We start from the raw sequence: 18,257 nt of genomic DNA, 5'->3' as shown, positions 1-18,257 counted from the left end.
AGCCGGGCCGCATACCTTTCCGGGATGACCTCCAGCGTGGGCAGCATCCCGGCCCAGATATCCCGGGCCACACCAGCGACTTTCAAGCAGGCCCTCTTCGTCGCGGTGACGGCCGGGTTGGGCTATGGCTTCGATTCCTATGCGGTCAACATCTACGGCCTGGTGCTGCCGGACATCAAGAGGACGTTGCACATCACCGACGCCGAGGCCGGCTACATCGGCTCGATCTTCCTGCTGGGCTACACCATCGGCACCATCGGGTTCGGCTACGCGGCCGACAGGTGGGGACGCAAGACCACGCTCGGGGCGTCGATCCTGCTGTACGGCATCACCACGTCCGTGGCCGGACTCACGACGAGCGTCGCCGCCTTCACGGGACTCCGCTTCCTCACCGGTGTGGGCGGTGCCGGGGAGCTTGCGGTCGGCGCGCCGTACACCGCGGAAGTGTGGCCCGCCAAGACTCGCGCCCTCGGTGTCGGCGGCGTGATCTTCTCCTTGTTCTCACTGGGCTATGTCCTCGCCGCGGCCGTCGCCCTGGCCCTGGTCCCGCACTTCGGCTGGCAATCGGCGTTCATCGTCTCGATTGTCCCCGCCATCGTGTTGTTCCTTGCCCGTCGCGGCATCAAGGAATCCCACCGCTATACCGACGTGCAGACCAAAATCGTGCGCGGGGTCGCGAAGCCTCGGCTGTGGAAACTTCCCGGCGTACGGCGACGGCTCGTCGCGGGCTGGTTGATTTACACCGCCAATGCCGTCGGCTACTGGGGCCTGACGGTCTTTTTGACGACCTACATCGTGAAGAGGTTTCACGCGTCCCCGATCGACGCGATCCGCTACGCGCTGGTGTTCTTCCTGCTGCAAGTCGTCTTCGTCTACCTGGGGACCGCGCTCGCCGATTGGGTCGGCCGGCGCCCCTCGGCGATCCTGGCCGCGGTCATCGAGTTCTTCTCGACCATCCTGGCTGCCACCTCTGGATCGTTGGACCGGTACCTGGTATTCGGGGCGATCGCCATCGCCACCCTCGGTTGGCTCTGGGGCGTCGGCGACACCTACGTCTCGGAGTTGTTCCCAACGGTGTTGCGCGGCACCGGTTTCGGAATCGCGGTCGGCGGTGGCCGCGTCGTCTCCATCGCGGCTCCGGCCGTGGTCGGCTGGGGCATAACGCATTACGGGTTGCAGACGCCGTACCTGGCGCTCGCCGGTCTCTGGGCGTTGACGGTGGCCGGCTACTTGCTGGGACCGGAGACGAAAGGCAAAGAACTCGAAGACCTGGCCGACGAGGCCCTCACCGAAGATCTGGTGCGGAACTAGGCTAGCGGTGATGCGGGGGTTGCTCGTCGCGCAGCCGGCGCTCGTCCGACGCCGAGCGTGCCTGCTCCTCGTCGCCAAACCGTTCCAAGTCCTCGGGTGAGAGGTGCGCACGCGGCGGTTTCGGCGCGGAGCGCGGTGGAGGTGGGGGTTCGTTCGACATCAGGTGATTATCTCTCTGGCCAGGTAGCGTTGCGCGACATGTCACCACTACAGGGCAAGGTCACGCTCGTGACCGGAGCGTCGTCGGGCCTTGGGGCCGAGACGGCCCGGCTGCTTTCCCGGCAGGGCGCAACGGTTTTCGGCATCGGCCGCGATACCGGACGCCTGGCCGAGGTGTTCGCCGACGTGGAAAGGGGTTCCTACGCGTCGGTGGACGTCGGTTCGGCGCAGGCCTGCGGGGACGCGGTCGAGCAATGTGTCGGTGAGTTCGGCGGACTGGACGTCCTGATCAACATCGCCGGTCGACACCAGATGCGCCGTACGGAGTCGATGACCGACGACGACTGGGCCCAAGACCTCGCGGTCAACCTGAACGGACCGTTCTTTCTGTGCAGGGCCGCGCTGCCCCATCTGCTCGAGCGCGGCGGCAACATCGTCAACGTCAGCTCCATCGCCGGCGTGGAGGGCCAGGCCTACTCGGCGGGCTACTGCGCCGCCAAGCACGGGCTGATCGGTCTCACTCGCGCTCTGGCGGTGGAGTACACCGCGGATCGCCTGCGGGTCAACGCGGTATGCCCGGCCGGCATGCTGACCCCGCAGATCGAACAGTTCAGTGCGCCGGACAATCCGAACTACGACCTGATCATGCGGACGGCCTCGCCGCGCGGCATGATGCAGCCCCTTGACGTTGCGAACGTGATCGCGTTCCTTGCCAGCGACGCCGCGGCCGCCGTCCACGGCGCCGTCTATCGCGTCGACAACGGCAAGGGCGCCGGCTAGCGGCCGCTCAGTCGAGCCCCGCCCAGAACCGCGTGAGGGCCGCGGCGCCCCGCGCCGGATCCTGCAGCATCCACCAATGCCCGAGGCCCTCGAGCACTTCCGTGTGCGCTCCGGCTCGCTGCGCCGCCCGGCGCCGCATGGCTTCCGAGCCGACGTAGGCGTCCTCGGTGGCCAGGATGGACAGGCCGGGTCGGGCCGCGGCCTTCTCCAGTTCGCGACCGGCCTCGGCCATCCCCGGCTGCCGGGCCGAGCGGTAGAGCAGTAGGATCGCCCGGGCCATCTCCGGACCCTGCGCCGCTGCGACCGAGGCCGCGATATCGGTGGGCATCCCGCCGATCTCGACCATCCGGGCGGTGCGCTCCTCGAGTGTCCCGCCCACCAAGGCGTCCACCAACTTCTCGCCCTCGTCGGGCGTCTGCCACACCTGCGCCATGTCGTGCCAGACGTAGTCGGGGTCGAAACAACCGAGGATGTCGCTGACCCAGCTGCGCACCAATTCGGGTCGATGCATCACCACGTTCATCACGTGCCCGCCGCCCCAGTCGTGGCCCACGAGGTCGACGGGCTCGCCGGCGCTCGCCAGCTCGCCCTCGAGCCAGTCGCGGTAGGCGAGATAGGTCGCCGGGAAATCGTCGGGCAACGGCGCCCCGAAGCCCGGGGGAGAGAGCCGCACCACGTCGGTTCGCCCGAGCGCGTCGACCAACGGCCCCCAGATGGCGTCGGCCTCCGGATTGCCATGCACCAAAACGACAGTCACGGCGCCCTCCTTTCACTGGGTCACGTCGGCGCAGCTCGACTCTGCCAGCATCCGCCGGCCGGTGCATAGGCCGATTAGGTTCTGGGCGCGAATCGGACTACTCTTGCGCGCGGCCCGTTTCTGACTCAGGAAAGCAGACATGCCCATTCAGCCCAGTCTGCGGCACCCAAACGCATTGCGCCGCAGCCGTACGCGACGTGCGGCTCCCCGTGTGAACTGCCCAACGGTCGGTCAGTGCTTCGACATCGAAGTCGCCCGAGATGCCGACGGGTGGATTATCCGGATTCCCGAGATCGGTGGCCTCGTTCGCGTTGGCCGCCGGGCCGAGGTGGACGTGGCGGCGCGACAGTGCATCGCGACCCGCACCGGCATCCCGATCGGTTATGTCTCGGTCTTCGTCGCGCGCGAGACCGCCCGCATCACCTGATCGAGGCCCTTAACGCTGCGGTAGCGGGCGCGAACGCACCAGCGTCGGCCACCAGAACCACGGCCCGAGGATCCGCAGGATGCACGGCACGACGAACGAGCGCACGATCAGAGTGTCGAGCAGCAGGCCGATGCACACCGTCGAACCCACCTGACCGATGGTCCGCAGATCGCTGCTGAGCATCGCCAGCATGGTGAAGGCGAACACCAAACCCGCGGACGTCACCACGCCACCCGTGCTGCCCAGCGCGCGGATCAGGCCGGTGTGGATCCCCGCGTGCAGCTCCTCTTTGACACGGATGATCAACAGCAGGTTGTAGTCCGAACCCACCGCCACCAGGATGATGAACGTCAGCGGCAGTATCAGCCAATGCAGCGGCAAGCCGATGAGATGCTGCCAGACGAGTATCGAGAGCCCGAACGCTCCCGCGTACGAGAATGCCACGGTGCCGGGAATGACGAGCGCGGCCATCAGACTTCGCGTGAGCACCAACATGATCAAGAAGATCAGCACGAAGGCGGCGATCGCCACGATAAGCAGATCGGACGCGGCGTATTCCTTGATGTCTTTGTTGGTTGATCCCGAGCCGCCGATATAAACCCGGGCGCCGGCCAGCGAGGTTTCTTTGAGCGCGATGGTTATCGCCGACGGGAACTGATCGACATGCTGCACGCCGTCCGGGCCGTTGGCGTCCCCCTCGTGCGTGACGATGATCCGGGCGGCCTTGCCGTCGGGCGACATCAGGAGCTGCATGCCCGTCTTGACGTCGTCGTTGTCGAAACCCTCATGGGGGATGTAGAAGAAATCGTCGCTGCGGGACTGGTCGAAGTCCAGCCCCACGTTGACCTGGTCGTCGAACGTCTGGGAAGTCTGGGTGGACTGCAGCGACGACTGCCCGTAGCTGCTGACCAACAGGCCGGCCAAGGCCTCCGAGTCGTCTGCCGTGAGTTTCAGCTGCGTTATTACCTGCGGCAAGATCTTGTCTAGTGCCTCGAGGGAGGTTTTGGCGTCGGTGATGTCGTCGGCCAACTTGTCGATGTTGTCGAGCGCGTCGAACAGCGATCTGAACGTCCAGCAAATGGGAATGTCGAAACAGTGGCGCTCCCAATAGAAATAGCTCTTGACCGGCCGGAAGAAGTCGTCCACATTCGAGATTTCCTGATTCATCTCGGCGGTGATTCTTTGCAGATCCTCGACGGTCAGAACCGTCTTGTGCAGCTCATCCGACATGTTTTGGAAATAGACGATCTCCTGCCGCAAGACCTCGACCGAGTGCTGCGTGATCTGTGCCTGCTGGCTCGTGTTGGCGTTCTGCTGTTTGGTGAACGGGAGCTGTTGACCGCTACCGCTGCCCTGCGTCGTGAACAGGTAGGGGAGGGTGGCGTGTTCCAGTGGCCGGCCCAGCGGCCGGGTGATGCTTTGCACCATCGCCACGCCGGGAAGGCGAATGAGGGCCTTGGCCACCCGGTCCAATGAGATGAAGTCGCCGGAGTTCCGCATGTCGTGATCGGTCTCGATCATCAGCATTTCGGAGAACAGCTTGCTCTTCGGGAAGTGCCGATCCGCCGCCGCGAAGCCCAGATTGGCGGGGGAGTTGTGGGGCTGATATTGGCGGTCGTCGTAGTTCTGCCGGTACGTCGGCACGAAGACGGCCCCGAGCAGGACGGCGGCGGCGCTGGCCACCAGGATCGGCACCGGCCACCGGACCACGCTCGTCCCGATCCGCCGATAAAGGGTCGCCTTGGCCTTGCTTTTCGGGTCGAAAAGCCCGAAAAGGCTGCCCACGGTCAGGAAGGCCGGGCCGAGCGTCAGCGCCGCCGCGATGTTGAACAGCATGGCGATGGCGACGGCCGGCCCCATCGTGTGGAAGTAGTTGAGCCGCGCGAACGTCAGGCAATAACACGCGCCCGCGATGGTCAGGCCCGAGCCGAGGATGACCGGCGTGACGCTCTTGTACGCGGTGTAGAACGCCTCTTCCCTGCTCTCGCCCGCCTGTCGCGCCTCGTGATAGCGGCCCATCAAGAAGATGCCGTAGTCCGTCCCCGCTCCCAGTGTCAGCGCGACGACGATGTTCACCGCGAACGACGAGAGCTCGATGTACCCGAAATGCCCGAGGAACGAGATGACACCTTTCGCGACCAGCATCTCGAACAGAACCCCGGCCAGGGGCACAAATAGCGTGACGATCGAGCGGTACACCAGCAGCAACATCCCGATGATGAGGAAGATCGTCACGATCGTGATGTCGTTCAGGCTCGAATTCGCGATGGCCACCGTGTCCGACGCGAGCGGAGCCGCGCCGCTGACATAGACCTTGAGCCCGGGCGGTGGCGTGTCCTTCGCGACGACATTCCGAACGGCGGCGACGGACTCGTTCGCCTGCATCTGCCCGATGTCGCCCGCGAGGCGCAACAGCACATACGAGGCCTTGCCGTCGAGGCTCTGCGCCCCGGCCGCGGTGATCGGCTTCCCCCACAGATCCATGACGTACTGCACATGCTTGGGGTCCTGCTTGAGCCGGCGCACCAAGTCGTCGTAATAGCTGTGGTCCGCATCGCCCAACGGCCGGTCGGCCTCGAACACGAGCATGGCCAGGCTCGTCGAGTTGGACTCGTGGAACTTCGCACCGATGGCCAGCAAGGCCCGCTGCGACGGCGCGTAGTGCGGGACGACCGGCCCGGCGAGTTCTTCGGCGACGCGCTCTACCTGCGGCATAAAGGTGTTCGTCGACACCGCGAGCAGGGCCCAAAAGGCGATGATCGGTATGGCGAAGATCCGAACCATTCTGGGGACGAAGGGTCGTCGCGACCGCTGCTCTACCGCGTGCCCGCTCATGCGGATTTCACCAGGCAGAAGACGTGCGCGTCCTGGTGGGTATCGGAATGTTCATCCCGGACAACGCCGTTCACCAGCATCCGGCAGCCGACTTGACCACCATGAACCTGCGCCGAGACGCTGCCCGACACCACGGTGAGCGTGGTCGTTTCCGTGTGCGACCACGGCAGGGTCGTGAGGTCGACCTGATGCGGATGCCCGTCGACGTCGACATAGACGAGCATCCCGCCCTGCCCGACGGAGCCGGACACCTCAAACGTGAGCCGCTTGAGGTTGAACTCCGGGGGCGCTGCCGGGCCATTGACCGTGACGACGGGCGGCGGAGCGGAGAACTGGTGGACCTTCCACATGCCCACCGCACCCACAGCGATCGCGACGACGGCCACCAACGGCATCCAGACCCGTGCCAGGACGGTCCTGCCGACCGAACGAGGGCTCATTCGGTCACCTCCCGAAGCTCGGTCCGGACATCTTCTTCTTCCCCCCGCTCCCGCCCGCAGGTCCATGCAGATAGTAGACGGTCATGTGCCCAATGGACATCGTGCAAAGAGTATCGGTACTGGTCCTGAAGCGCGACCCGGGGCCTGTTGGCACGCCTCGGTTGCGTTAAGGCATCTTCCGCAGTCGCCGCTTCAACCGTGCACTGCGGAGAATCTGGGTCGTGAAATTGATGGACGCCAGCATGGGGAAGACCCCGAGAAATGTCCGCTCGGAGGGCGTTGCCCCGTGCAGATGGTAAAGACTGCCGAACACATAAAAGCAGCCCACCGAGAACAGGGCACCGGGGATGCAAAGCGCCATCACCGAGCTGCGAACGGCAACGATCTCCTTCGCATAAGCCAACTCTTCCCGCGACATTGGTTGGCGTTTGCGAACTTTGGCCGTAACCGTCTTGGCGCTTCCGATCTCTTCGCTGATCGGCAGAGTCGCCCGATCCCCCAGCCGTTTGACGTAGACGCCGGCAATGGCGGCGAACACCAACGCCGCCACGAGGAAGACCACGGTCAGGAGACCAAACAAAGCCGTATTCATTTTCCCGTCCTCCTTAGCGCCAGCCCGCCGGCAGGTCGGTGATGTGATTGGGACAGTAGTCCTGGGCGGCTTCGGACATGACATTGCGCGCGGCCTCGGCCGACATCTTGGCACGCAGCCGCATGAAGGCATATTCGGCTGGCAGGTAACCCGATTCGGGCCCGGCCGGATCGTCCATCAGCTGGCAGGCCTCCTTCTCCTGGCTGCTGTCGGCTCGCGCTATGCCCACGCCGATGCCCGTGCCGAACAGCGAGGCCAGCCCAACCAGCCCGCCAGCGGCGATTTTCATGATCCGCACTGGTGTTCACCTTCACTCGCACGCCTTGCGGGCCCAGTGTAAGGCTCGGCGCCGGCCGCCCGGCGATGCCAGCTTCGTCAAACGGGTCGCGGCCCCGCCCGTCATTGTCGAGAATGGTCCAGATGGCGGTCGTGCGGGTTGTTCCCGGGGAGCTGGCGTCGGCCGCGCAGGACGTCGGCAGGATCGGTGCCGCGCTCGACGAGGCCAACGCGTCGGCGGCGCTGCGGACCAGTAGCGTCCTGCCCGCCGGCGCCGATGAGGTCAGCGCCGCGATCACGCCGCTATTCATCAACCAGTCGAGGATCTATCGGGAACTGGTGGCGGAGGGCCAAGCGTTCGAGCAGCGGTTCATGCAACTGCTGGGTGAGGCGGACGTCGTCTACGTCGGGACCGAGCGGGCCGCGGAGCAGGCGCTGCGGGACGCGGTCGGCGAGTTGGAATCGCCGCTGGTCTCGTTGGCTACGCAGGCCGAGAACCCCGCTCCGACCAGCATCCCGCCGCTGATCGTGCCGCAAAACGCGTCGGTGGCGCTGATCGTCGGCGGGACCACGTTCCCCCTGCCGGACGCCAGGTACGTCGGCAACATCATGGCCAACTTCCTGAACAACCCGGCGCTGTCGCCGTTGACCGGTGCGTTCGGGCAGTCGCTCTACACGCCGGAGCAGTTCTGGCCGTTCACCCCGCAACTCGGGAACCTGACGCTGGGCCAGTCGGTGGCCCAGGGCGTGCAGTTGCTCAACACCGCCGTCGGCACCGAACTCGCGGCAGGCAAAAACGTGGTCGTCTACGGCACCTCACAAAGTTCGCTGGTGGCCACCAACGAGATCCGCAACCTGATGGCCATGGCCAATCCGCCCGACCCCAGCAAGCTTTCGTTCTTTTTGACCGGTGACCCCGGCAACCCCAATGGTGGGTTCTTCGAGCGCTTCCCCGGCCTGTACATCCCGCTGTTCGACGTCCTGATGAACGGCGCGACGCCCCCCAACTCGCCGTACCCGACCGTGATCTTCACCAACCAGTACGACATGGTGACCAACCTGCCGCAGTACGTGCTCAACCCGGTCAGCGACCTGAACGCGTTCATGGGGTTCGCGCTCTTCCATGGGACGCACGACTACGTCGACCTGACGCCGGGGCAGATCGGCAACGCGATCCCGCTGCCGACCTCGCCCGGTTACACCGGTTCCACCCGCTATTACGAGCTGCTGACGCAGAACCTGCCGCTCGTCGCGCCGCTGCGCCTGTACGTGCCGGCGCCTTTCGGCAACGCGCTGGCCGACCTGCTGCAGCCGGATCTGCGGGTGATCGTCGACATGGGTTACGGGTCGGGGGAGTACGCCAACATCCCCACCCCCGCCAGCCTGTTCGAACTGCCGGACCCGTTCACCATCGTGCCGGACCTGGTGCACGGCGCGGTGCAGGGGCCCCAGGCGGCGCTGGTCGATCTCGGGCTGCTGCCACCGTCGATGATGCCCACCGGCTACCCGTTCAATCCGGCGCTCGACCCCGGCCTCAACTTCCCGTTGCCGCAGTCGTCGGTCACCGGGGTCTCGCTGCTGACCGGGTTCGAGGGCCAGCTGATGCGCGCGTTGGGCCTGGTCCCGAGTTGGGACAGCTGGTGACCGACGGCCGCAGCCCGTTTCGGGCCGATCTGCTGAGCGGGCAGGTGGCGTTGGTGACCGGCGGTGCCACCGGGCTGGGCCTGGAGGTCGCCCGGGTGCTGGGCGGTCACGGCGCTCGGGTCGCCATCTGCAGCCGCAAGGAGGCCAACCTGCAAGCCGCCGTCGCGGCGTTGCGGGAAGAGGGGGTCGAGGCCAGCTACGGCGTCTGCGACGTCCGCCGCTACGACGAGGTCACCGCGGTCGTCGATGAGGTGGTGCGCACCTGCGGCCGGCTCGACGTGGTCGTCAACAACGCCGCCGGAAACTTCCCCGTCGCGATAAGCGAACTGAGTCCCAACGGATTCAAGGCCGTGGTCGACATCGACCTGCTGGGCACCTTCAACGTGTCGAAGGCGGCCTACGAATGCTGGCTGCGTGAGCACGGCGGCGCGGTGGTGAACATCAGCGCGGCGACCCAGTACCGCGGCATGGCGCTGCAGGCGCACGTGGTGTCCGCCAAGGCCGGCATCGACGCGCTGACCCGCAGCTGCGCCATCGAATGGGGTCCCGACGGGGTACGCGTGAATATCGTTGCGCCCGGGGCGATGTCGGGCACCGAGGGGGTGCGCCGGATCACCGGCGACAAGCAGCACCGAACCACCCAAAACCCGCTGCGGCGCCCCGGTTCGACCACCGAGGTCGCCGAAGCGGTGCTGTTTTTGGCCAGTGACGCGGCCTCGTACGTCACGGGCGCGACGCTCGTCGTCGACGGCGGTGGCTGGCTGACGGCCAGCGGCGTGCCGGATCTGCCGGGCTACCGCTAAATTTTCACGGCCAGCGGCCAGACGTTCCAGATGTCGTCGCAGTACTCGGCGATGGCGCGATCCGACGAGAACTTGCCGCTGCGTGCGGTATTCAGGATGGACATCCTCGTCCACGAGTCCCTGTCCTGCCACGCCGCGCTGACCTGCTCCTGGCAGTCGACGTAGGACGCGTAGTCGGCGCAGACCAGGAAGCGGTCGTCGTGGCGGAGGTTGTCCACCAGCGGCCGGAACACCTCGGTGTCGCCGTGCGAGAACGTGCCGCCCGCAATGAGATCCAGCACCGCGCCAAGCTCGTCGTCGCCATCGATGTAGTCGGCCGGGCGGTAGCCGTTGGCCTTGACGGCCTCGACCTGTTGCTCGGTGAGGCCGAACAGGAAGAAGTTCTCGGGGCCGACCTCGTCGCGCATCTCGACGTTGGCCCCGTCGAGCGTGCCGATGGTCAGCGCGCCGTTGATCATGAACTTCATGTTGCCGGTTCCCGACGCTTCCTTGCCCGCGGTGGAGATCTGCTCGGACAGGTCGGCGGCGGGGTAGATCAGGTGCGCGTTTTGCACGTTGAAGTTCGGCACGAACGCCACCTTCATGAAGCGGTTGACCTCCGGGTCGGCGTTGACGGTCTCCCCGACGGCGTTGATCAGCTTGATGATCCGCTTCGCCATGAAGTAGCCTGGCGCCGCCTTGCCGCCGAAGATGAAGGCGCGCTGCGGAATCGACAGTCCCGGGTTCTGCTTGAGCCGGTGGTACAGCGCGACCATGTGCAGGACGTTGAGATGCTGGCGCTTGTACTCGTGGATGCGCTTGACCTGGACGTCGAACATCCAGTCCGGGTTGAGCTCGACGCCCGCCACCGAGCGGATGTACTTGGCGAGGCGCGCCTTGTTGGTGCGCTTGATGTCGCGCCACTCCTGGCGAAAGGAGGCGTCGTCGATGAACGGCTCCAGCCCGCGCAGCCGGCCCAGGTCGGTCAGCCAGCCGTCACCGACGGTGCGGTCCAGCAGTTCCCGCAGTCCGGGGTTGGCCAGCGCGAGGAAGCGGCGGGGCGTCACTCCGTTGGTCTTGTTGCTGAACCGTTCCGGCCACATTTCGTAAAAGTCTTTGAGCACACTGGTTTTCAACAGCTCCGAGTGCAGCGCCGCGACGCCGTTTACGGCATGGCTGCCGACGGTGGCGAGGTGCGCCATCCGGACATTCTTGCCGTTGTCCTCGCCGATCAACGACATCCGGCGGACCCGATCCTCGTCGCCGGGGAACCGGGCGCGCACCTCGTCCAGGAAGCGCCGGTTGATCTCGTAGATGATCTCGAGGTGGCGGGGCAGCGACTCGCCGAACAGCTCCAGCGGCCAGGTCTCCAGCGCCTCGGGCAGCAGGGTGTGATTGGTGTAGCCGAACGTCGCGACCGTGATGTCCCAGGCCTCGTCCCAGGCCAGGTCGCGCTCGTCGACCAGCAACCGCATCAGCTCGGCCACCCCGATCGAGGGATGAGTGTCGTTGAGCTGCAGGGCGAATCGCTGGGGCAGCTCGCGCACGCCGGCGTCGGCGAGGTCGTCCATGATGTGCAGCACGTGCTGCAGCGAGCAGGACACGAAGAAGTACTGTTGCAGCAGTCGCAGCTGTTTACCCGCCTCCGGCTCGTCGTTGGGATACAGCACCTTGGTGACCGTCTCGGACATGACCTCGTCCTCGACCGCCCCGTAGTAATCGCCGGTGTTGAAGGCTTCCAGCGCGAACGACTTGACGGCCCGCGCACTCCACAGCGTCAGCACGTTGCAGGTGTTGACCCCATAGCCCTGGATGGGCGTGTCATAGGCGACGCCCTTCAGCAGCCGCCCCGGCACCCACCGGACCCGGTCGCGGCCGGTGTCGTCCGTGTAGTGCGCGACGTAGCCGCCCCACTTGACCAGGTAGGTGACGTCGGGTTTGGCGATCTCCCAAGGGTTTCCGTGGTCCAGCCAGTTGTCCGTCTGCTCGACCTGCCAGCCGTCGCGGATCTCCTGGTCGAAGATGCCGAATTCATAGCGGATTCCGTAGCCGATCGCCGGGCGCTCCAGGGTGGCCAGCGAGTCCAGGTAGCACGCGGCCAGCCGGCCGAGCCCGCCGTTGCCCAGGCCCGGCTCCTCCTCGCAGGCCAAAACCGTGTCGAGATTCTGGCCCATCGCCGCCAGCGCCTCCCGCGCCGCGCGCTCCATGTTCAGGTTCAGCAGGTTGTTGCCCAGCTGCGGGCCCATCAGGAATTCGGCCGACAGGTAGCAGGTCACCTTGCGGCCGAGGTCCAACGAGGTCTGCGTCGACGCCACCCGGCGGTCCTGCATGCGGTCCCGCACGGCCAGCGCGAGCGCGCGGTAGTAGTGCTCGGGCCGCCGGGCCGCGGCCGGGCGGCCGATCGAGTAGCGCAGGTGATCGTTGATCGCCCGCTGCAGCGCGGCCGCGCTCATCCCGGTGCGGGAGTGCTCGACCAGGTCGGCCCGCGCGGGGCTGGACGACATTGGGTCGGACGGCGTCCGATCGAGGTCGGTCATTCGTGAGTCCTATTCCCTAGAGCGATGCCCGGCGGCGCGCAGGTGAGTCAGTGTGGCAGCGGTGTTTGCACACCAGGCGCGCAATTGGCGTCCGCCACGTGAACGAGGGCCCACGCGCCGGCGACGAAACGGCGAGCCGGTCAGGCGATGTAGCCGCGGGGCAGCACGGAGAAGTCGACGCACGCCGCGGCGAGCATGTCGCCCAGCTGCGGGGCGGCCGGGGCGCGGAGCTTGAGCATCGCACCGGCGGACGGCGCCTTCAGCGTGGCGATGTTCTGGTTGAACAGCAATTGGATTGCCTCGGTTTCGATGTCGCGCCACCCGGTGTGGACCGTCATCAGCGTGAGGACGCCCAGTTCGTCGCCGGCGGGGGACAGGATCGGGTGATGCCAGGCGCCGTCGGCCTTGGATCCGGTGTGCGGCCGCAGCACCGCCAGGACGGTGCCTCCTCCGTCTTCCAGCCGCGCCGCGCCATCGGCCGGGACAATCGTCCCCACGGCGCCGTTCTCGTTGGTGACCGTCGTCGTTCCCGCCACCGCCAGCCTGAATTCATCGCCCGCCGCGCCGGCAAGCGTGTAGTCGCTTTTCCCGCCGTTCTTGAATCCGAGCAAAACGCCGACGCCGCCCTTTTGTTGAGCGCGCGCCAATTCGGTGCCGTCGGCGCCCGTGAGCCCGATCCGCAACGCGTTGGATGTCGCCCTCGTCACTCGCGCGGCGACGACGGTCTGATTTCCAAGGATCGGCATGGCGAAATCCTAGGCCGGGTGTCAGTGGCCGTGCTGCTGCACGGCTACCCGCAGAGCGCCTCCTGTTGGCGCACCCGTCGCTAACCCGTGACGGTCACCTGGTCGTCGCTGGTGGCCCACGATTGCGCGAAGACGTCGATCGGCACCTGTTCGTCGCGGCCCTGCTCGCTGCCGCTGTCGTTGAGGTGCACCACGCCGGCCGCGGTGTCGACGCCGGTCACCACGACGGCGTGGTTGGCCTCCGGCTGGCCGTCGGGGGCCTTGTCCTCGACGGGCTCGCGCCAGATGAGCTCGGAGTTGACCCCGACGATCACCCTGCGTCCCTTGGCCAGGTCCTGCTCGAGTGCGTTCAGTCCCGTCGGGGCGCCCGCCTTCGCGGCGGTTGCGTTGTCGGTGGACACGGCATGGATGCCGTAGTGCGCGAGCAGCGCCGGCTCGTCGTCGAACGAGGTGCCGCTGCCGGGCGTGCGCTTTTTCGGCTTGGTGTAGATGGGCCCGGCGTGGACGGTGCTGGGGGTCGATTGGGCCAGCTTGACGATGGCCTGCTCGGAGGGCTGCCGGCCGGTGATCTCACCGACCACGTCGGAGACCGCCATCTCCACGCAGTCGTCGTCGTATCCCTGGTAGCGCCAGAACGCGGCGGCCGCCGCGGGATTTCCGTACAGCGTGCCCTCGCCGCGCGGTGGGTCCGGGGTGGCGTGCGCCGTGCCCACCGCGAGGACCAGCGCGGCGGCGCCGGTCAGCGTGGCAACGCCGGTGGCCCGGGCCGCGGCGGCGGTGCGGGAGACGATCATGCTGTGAATGTCTGAGCCGGGGGCCCGTTCGTTACCTAATGCGCGCCGGCCAGGTTCAACGTGACCACGCCGGCGATGATCAACGCGACGCCGACGACCTTCGCCACCGACACCGGGGAGCCGAGAAACAGCACGGCGATCAGCACGATCGCGGCCGTCCCGATCGCCGACCACAACGCGTAGGCGACGTCCGTGCGCATGCCGCGCGAGATCGACAACGCCAGCAGCGCGAAGGACACGGCATAGCCGACCAGACAGGTGACCGTCGGCCACAGCCGGCTGAATCCCTCGGTGCTCTTGAGCAGGCTGGTCGCGACGACCTCGGCGAAGATCGCACCCAGCAGCAACCAGTAAGTCAACGCGCTAACCCGACGCCGTCTTGTCGGCGTTTTCGGCCTGTTCCACCATTTCCCACTCCCGACCTCGCCGCGCGGTTCAATCTGATCCCAACCATGACGCTACGACGGAAAGGCGCACGATGACCGTTTCCCCACGACCGTTGCGCTTCGACGTGAGCGACGTGGTCGGCGAGCGGGCGTCGCTGGCGGCGACGTATTACCCGCCGCCCGGCGCCCCGGGTGCCGTACTCGTCTGCCTCCCGGGCGGCACCTACAGCCGCGAGTACTGGGACCTCAACATCGCCGGCCGCAGCGGCTACAGCTTCGCCGAGTTCGCCACCGAGAACGGCTACAGCGTCGTCACGATCGACCCGCTGGGCACCGGCGAAAGTTCCAAGCCCGTGCGCGATTTCGGCTTCACCGACATCGCCGCCGCGCTCGCGCGGGCGGTCTCCGCGCTGCCGGACGTCACCGGCGACGACGCACCCGCGGTGGCCGTGGCGCATTCGCCGGGCGCATACCTGGCGATCGTTCAGCAATCACTGTTTTCCAGCTACGCGGGCCTGGCGGCTCTCGGCTGTACCAATCAGCACGTGGCACCCCTGAACCTCGATCCGGCGTTCATCGCCCGCGCGGCAACCCGGCAGGGCCGCGAAGAGCTGGCCCGTCAGATCCTCGCCGCGCTTCCCGAGCCCTACGCCGAGGGCCCGCGGGAGTACCTGCAGAGCTGGTTCCACCTCGCCGACGTCCCCGCCGACGTCGTCGCGGCCGATTGCGTCACGGCGAAGTCGGTGGTGCCGCGCGTGTTCGGCACCGCGATGGTCCCCGGCGTCGTGGCCGAGCACGCCGCGCAGATCGGCGTTCCGGTGCTCCTCGGCTACGGCGTCGTCGACGTCTCGCCGGAGCCACGCTCGGAGGCCGCCCTGTTTCGCGGCAGCCCCGACATCACCACCGTCGTCCTGGCCGACAGCGCGCACTGCCACAACATGGCATCGAGCCGCCATCGGCTGTGGCGTCGCTTGCTTGGCTGGGTGGCGACCGTAACCTCTGGGCTATGACGAAGGCTGTCGACCGCCGTCTCGACCAGTTCGCGCCGGCTGCGCTGAGCCTTTATCGGTTGGTCTACGGTTTGCTCTTCGCCGCGTACGGCTCGACGAGCGCCTTCAGCTGGCCCGTGCGTCCCGGATGGCGCGTCGAGTTCGGAGTCTGGCCCGGGTGGTACGCCGGCCTGCTCGAATTGGTCGCGGGGCTGCTGATCGCGACCGGATTGTTCACCCGCGCGGCCGCTTTCATCGCCTCGGGGGAAATGGCGGTCGCCTATTTCTGGATGCATCAACCGCGAGCGCTCTGGCCCATTGGCGATCCACCCGCGGGCAATGGCGGTGCTTTGGCGATACTTTTCTGCTTCGGTTTCCTGCTGCTGGTCTTCATGGGCGGCGGGAGATATTCCGTCGAGGCCCTACGCGGCAACGCCGGGGGTTGACCCTACATTTCGCAGTGCGCGTGCGGTGCCGAGTCAAAGCAGGTCACGGTCCCGTACGGGCAGGAGGGCAGTTCGACGCCGCCGTCGTTGCGCCAGCCCTTCCGGACCAGCTGTCGGGCCAGGTAGCGCGCCGCCGTAATCGCCTGCGCCTTCTCCGGCGCAGGGTAGAGGCGCGGGCGGTCGTAGGCGTCATAGATGTCGAAGGCGAGTGCGTCGATCAGCTCGACGACCGCTGGCGGTGTGCTCATGCGCGGGGGATTCCCGCTCGGTTGTCGCGGGAATCCTGGCCACCCTTCCGCCCGGCGGACGATAATGGCATTCTCTCTTTTCGAGAAGCCGTTTCCGGGCGGCGGGAGTCCCCGAGGAGGTAGACGATGGGCGCAGACCAACGGTGCGACGGGATGGTGGCCCTCGTCACCGGCAGCAGCCGGGGGCTGGGCAAGGCGATCGCGGCTCGGCTCGCGGCGCGGGGGGCGACGGTGGCGCTGACCGCACGCACCATGGACCCCGATCCCAAGTACCAGGGATCGCTGAGCCAGACCCGCGACGAGATCGCGGCCGCCGGCGGCCGCGCCATCGCGATTGCCGCGGACCTCGCCCAATCCGACGAACGCGAACGGCTTTTCGCGGAGGTGGTGAGCGCCGTCGGCGCCCCCGACATCCTGGTCAACAATGCCGCGGTCACCTTCCTGCGGCCGCTCGACGGGTTTCCGGAGCGGCGGGCCCGGCTGATGATCGAGATGCACGTGCTGGGGCCGCTGCACCTGTGCCAGTTGGCGATTCCCGCGATGCGCGAGCGCGGACGCGGCTGGATCCTGAACCTGACGTCGGTGGGCGGCGACCTGCCGCCCGGGCCGCCGTTCTCCGAATTCGACCGGAGCGCGGGTTTCGGCATCTACGGAACGGCCAAGGCCGCGCTCAACCGGCTCACCAAAAGCCTTGCCGCCGAGCTCTACGACGACGGCATCGCGGTCAACGCCGCCGCCCCGTCCAACCCCGTGGCGACGCCCGGAGCCGGCACCCTGGACCTGGCCAGGACCGACACCGAGGACATCGAACTGATCACCGAGACCGCCCTCCGGTTGTGCACCTGCGATCCGAAGGCCATGACCGGGCGCATCGCGCACACCCAGCCGTTTTTGGCCGAGGTCGGCTGGGCCGGCTGAATGCCCGAGCTCGATCTCGAGGAGCTGCGCCGGCGGCTCGCGGCCTCGGACGTTGTCGGCCTGGCCGCGCTCGCCGGGGGCGCGTCCAGTCTCACGTTCCGTGGCGAGCGCGATGGCCGGGCGGTGGTGATCAAGGTTGCCCCGCCCGGCGTCGAACCGGTCGCGCACCGCGACGTGTTGCGCCAGGCGTGGATCATGAAAGCGCTTGCCGGAACGCAGGTTCCGGTGCCCGAGGTGATGTGGGAGGATCCGGGCGACCCGCCGGATGAGCCGCCGCTGTTCGTGATGTCCCACGTCGAAGGGGAATGCGTGGAGCCGCTTTTCGACGGCTGTCCGCCCGGCGCCGACCTGGCCGAGCGCTACCGCGGTGCCTGCCGGGTCATGGCCGCCCTGCACGGCCTTTCGCCGCACGGCCCGGGCCTGGCCGGCGAACCCGGCACGGATCCGGTCGCCGAGGTCCGGCGCTGGTCCGACACGCTGCAGACCGTCGACGCTGCGCTGGTGCCGGGCTGGCGCGACGTGCGGGACGCGCTATTGGCTTGCGCACCAACGGCTATGGGGCCCAGTGTCGTGCACGGCGACTTTCGGCTGGGCAACCTGATGGCCGTCGGGTCCCGGATCGCCGCCGTGATCGATTGGGAAATTTGGTCGATCGGCGATCCGCGCATCGATGCGGGCTGGTTCCTGATCAACTGCGACCCCGAGACGTACCGACGGGTTCCGAATTCCGCAGGGGTGGCACCCCCGACCGGTGAGCTCGCCGAGCTCTACCAACGCGAGTTGGGTTGCGAGGTGAGCGATTTGGAGTGGTTCAGCGCGCTGGCGTGCTTCAAGTCGGCGGCGACCTGGTCGCTGATCGTCAAGCACAACCGCCGCAGAAGCTCACCGCGGACCGAATGGGAGGCCATGGCCCCCACGTTGCCGCGGCTGCTCGAGCGAGCGCGCTCAATGCTGGGTTAGCGGCACTTGACGTACAGGTTTTGGCAATACATGCCGGTACCGCCCCAGGCCATCGATGGGCCGCCCTCGTCGGACGGGTCCACCAACAGTCCCGGACTCTCCGTCGTGATCAGATCGACCACCCCGGGCGAGGGCGGTGAGAAGGGATCCGGGTCGGCGTTCGCCACGGCCGAACTGGCCGCGAGGGCCATGGCGCTCATCGCGACGGCCACCAAAACGCGCTTCATTTC

Annotated in this window: 21 protein-coding genes; 9 read left to right on the top strand and 12 right to left on the bottom strand. The window is 67.1% G+C overall.

Features of this window, described 5'->3' with window-relative positions; all coding sequences use genetic code 11:
• Positions 1 to 24: 24 nt before the first annotated feature.
• A complete protein-coding gene (locus A5787_RS16385) occupies positions 25 to 1,311 on the top strand; it encodes an MFS transporter (RefSeq protein ID WP_066968776.1) in 1,287 nt (428 codons plus the stop codon).
• Position 1,312: 1 nt separating this feature from the next.
• Here A5787_RS16385 and A5787_RS27770 read toward each other — a convergent pair whose 3' ends face one another.
• A complete protein-coding gene (locus tag A5787_RS27770) occupies positions 1,313 to 1,471 on the bottom strand; it encodes a hypothetical protein (RefSeq protein ID WP_197507179.1) in 159 nt (52 codons plus the stop codon).
• Between the two features lie 38 nt (positions 1,472 to 1,509).
• On the opposite strand from A5787_RS27770, the gene A5787_RS16380 reads away from it, so the two are divergent.
• Positions 1,510 to 2,250: an SDR family NAD(P)-dependent oxidoreductase gene (locus tag A5787_RS16380; RefSeq protein WP_066968845.1), complete on the top strand. Its 741-nt coding sequence runs from the start codon at positions 1,510 to 1,512 to the stop codon at positions 2,248 to 2,250.
• 7 nt (positions 2,251 to 2,257) lie between these two features.
• Here A5787_RS16380 and A5787_RS16375 read toward each other — a convergent pair whose 3' ends face one another.
• A complete protein-coding gene (locus A5787_RS16375) occupies positions 2,258 to 3,007 on the bottom strand; it encodes an alpha/beta fold hydrolase (protein ID WP_066968774.1) in 750 nt (249 codons plus the stop codon).
• Between the two features lie 211 nt (positions 3,008 to 3,218).
• Here A5787_RS16375 and A5787_RS16370 point away from each other — a divergent pair, with 211 nt between their 5' ends.
• The gene (locus A5787_RS16370) at positions 3,219 to 3,434 is read left to right on the top strand and encodes a long chain fatty acid-CoA synthetase Faa4p (protein WP_066968772.1); all 216 of its coding nucleotides are present in this window, start codon (positions 3,219 to 3,221) and stop codon (positions 3,432 to 3,434) included.
• A 9-nt stretch (positions 3,435 to 3,443) separates the two neighbouring features.
• On the opposite strand, the gene A5787_RS16365 is transcribed toward A5787_RS16370, so the two are convergent.
• The 4 genes from A5787_RS16365 to A5787_RS16350 form a co-directional block, all read right to left on the bottom strand.
• Positions 3,444 to 6,218, bottom strand: a complete 2,775-nt coding sequence (locus A5787_RS16365; RefSeq protein WP_197507177.1) for an RND family transporter — start codon at positions 6,216 to 6,218, stop codon at positions 3,444 to 3,446.
• Between the two features lie 47 nt (positions 6,219 to 6,265).
• On the bottom strand, positions 6,266 to 6,709 hold the full coding sequence (locus A5787_RS16360; RefSeq protein ID WP_082977261.1) for an MmpS family transport accessory protein: 444 nt from the start codon (positions 6,707 to 6,709) through the stop codon (positions 6,266 to 6,268).
• A 166-nt stretch (positions 6,710 to 6,875) separates the two neighbouring features.
• The gene (locus tag A5787_RS16355; RefSeq protein WP_066968765.1) at positions 6,876 to 7,301 is read right to left on the bottom strand and encodes a hypothetical protein; all 426 of its coding nucleotides are present in this window, start codon (positions 7,299 to 7,301) and stop codon (positions 6,876 to 6,878) included.
• 13 nt (positions 7,302 to 7,314) lie between these two features.
• Positions 7,315 to 7,599, bottom strand: a complete 285-nt coding sequence (locus tag A5787_RS16350; RefSeq protein ID WP_369829124.1) for a hypothetical protein — start codon at positions 7,597 to 7,599, stop codon at positions 7,315 to 7,317.
• 122 nt (positions 7,600 to 7,721) lie between these two features.
• Between A5787_RS16350 and A5787_RS16345 the strand changes: the two genes are divergently transcribed.
• Both A5787_RS16345 and A5787_RS16340 read left to right on the top strand, forming a co-directional pair.
• Positions 7,722 to 9,221, top strand: a complete 1,500-nt coding sequence (locus A5787_RS16345; protein ID WP_066968841.1) for a PE-PPE domain-containing protein — start codon at positions 7,722 to 7,724, stop codon at positions 9,219 to 9,221.
• Entirely contained in the window at positions 9,218 to 10,024 is an 807-nt protein-coding gene (locus tag A5787_RS16340) for an SDR family oxidoreductase (protein WP_066968837.1), read from the top strand. The genes A5787_RS16345 and A5787_RS16340 overlap by 4 nt, the downstream gene beginning before the upstream one ends.
• Here the strand turns inward: A5787_RS16340 and A5787_RS16335 are convergent.
• The 4 genes from A5787_RS16335 to A5787_RS16320 all read right to left on the bottom strand — a co-directional run bounded on the left by A5787_RS16335 (position 10,021) and on the right by A5787_RS16320 (position 14,439).
• Positions 10,021 to 12,507 (bottom strand): glycogen/starch/alpha-glucan phosphorylase, encoded by a 2,487-nt coding sequence (locus A5787_RS16335; RefSeq protein WP_066968839.1) that lies wholly within the window; start codon positions 12,505 to 12,507, stop codon positions 10,021 to 10,023. The two genes, A5787_RS16340 and A5787_RS16335, sit on opposite strands and share 4 nt — an antisense overlap.
• A gap of 173 nt (positions 12,508 to 12,680) precedes the next feature.
• Complete coding sequence (locus tag A5787_RS16330) at positions 12,681 to 13,286, bottom strand: hypothetical protein (RefSeq protein WP_066968764.1); 606 nt, start codon at positions 13,284 to 13,286, stop codon at positions 12,681 to 12,683.
• A gap of 80 nt (positions 13,287 to 13,366) precedes the next feature.
• Positions 13,367 to 14,080: a hypothetical protein gene (locus A5787_RS16325; RefSeq protein ID WP_066968762.1), complete on the bottom strand. Its 714-nt coding sequence runs from the start codon at positions 14,078 to 14,080 to the stop codon at positions 13,367 to 13,369.
• Positions 14,081 to 14,115: 35 nt separating this feature from the next.
• On the bottom strand, positions 14,116 to 14,439 hold the full coding sequence (locus A5787_RS16320; RefSeq protein WP_066968761.1) for a multidrug efflux SMR transporter: 324 nt from the start codon (positions 14,437 to 14,439) through the stop codon (positions 14,116 to 14,118).
• A gap of 119 nt (positions 14,440 to 14,558) precedes the next feature.
• On the opposite strand from A5787_RS16320, the gene A5787_RS16315 reads away from it, so the two are divergent.
• Together A5787_RS16315 and A5787_RS16310 are read left to right on the top strand one after the other, a co-directional pair.
• The gene (locus A5787_RS16315) at positions 14,559 to 15,476 is read left to right on the top strand and encodes an alpha/beta hydrolase (protein ID WP_066968759.1); all 918 of its coding nucleotides are present in this window, start codon (positions 14,559 to 14,561) and stop codon (positions 15,474 to 15,476) included.
• Positions 15,473 to 15,901, top strand: coding sequence for a DoxX family protein (locus A5787_RS16310; protein WP_066968756.1), 429 nt, complete (start codon positions 15,473 to 15,475; stop codon positions 15,899 to 15,901). The genes A5787_RS16315 and A5787_RS16310 overlap by 4 nt, the downstream gene beginning before the upstream one ends.
• 2 nt (positions 15,902 to 15,903) lie before the next feature.
• Here the strand turns inward: A5787_RS16310 and A5787_RS16305 are convergent, their stop codons facing one another.
• Positions 15,904 to 16,149 carry a hypothetical protein gene (locus tag A5787_RS16305; RefSeq protein ID WP_066968754.1) on the bottom strand — a complete coding sequence of 82 codons (246 nt, stop codon included), beginning with the start codon at positions 16,147 to 16,149 and terminating at the stop codon, positions 15,904 to 15,906.
• Between the two features lie 126 nt (positions 16,150 to 16,275).
• On the opposite strand from A5787_RS16305, the gene A5787_RS16300 reads away from it, so the two are divergent.
• Entirely contained in the window at positions 16,276 to 17,067 is a 792-nt protein-coding gene (locus tag A5787_RS16300) for an SDR family oxidoreductase (protein WP_066968752.1), read from the top strand.
• Entirely contained in the window at positions 17,068 to 18,027 is a 960-nt protein-coding gene (locus tag A5787_RS16295) for a phosphotransferase family protein (protein WP_066968749.1), read from the top strand.
• On the opposite strand, the gene A5787_RS16290 is transcribed toward A5787_RS16295, so the two are convergent.
• The gene (locus tag A5787_RS16290) at positions 18,024 to 18,254 is read right to left on the bottom strand and encodes a hypothetical protein (protein WP_066968748.1); all 231 of its coding nucleotides are present in this window, start codon (positions 18,252 to 18,254) and stop codon (positions 18,024 to 18,026) included. The genes A5787_RS16295 and A5787_RS16290 overlap by 4 nt on opposite strands.
• Positions 18,255 to 18,257 lie beyond the last annotated feature (3 nt).

The sequence above is a fragment of the Mycobacterium sp. 852002-50816_SCH5313054-b genome (assembly GCF_001667185.1).
In the GTDB taxonomy this organism is placed as follows: domain Bacteria; phylum Actinomycetota; class Actinomycetes; order Mycobacteriales; family Mycobacteriaceae; genus Mycobacterium.
Note: the sequence above shows the minus strand (reverse complement) of the source record. Positions and strands in the feature narration are given on the sequence as shown.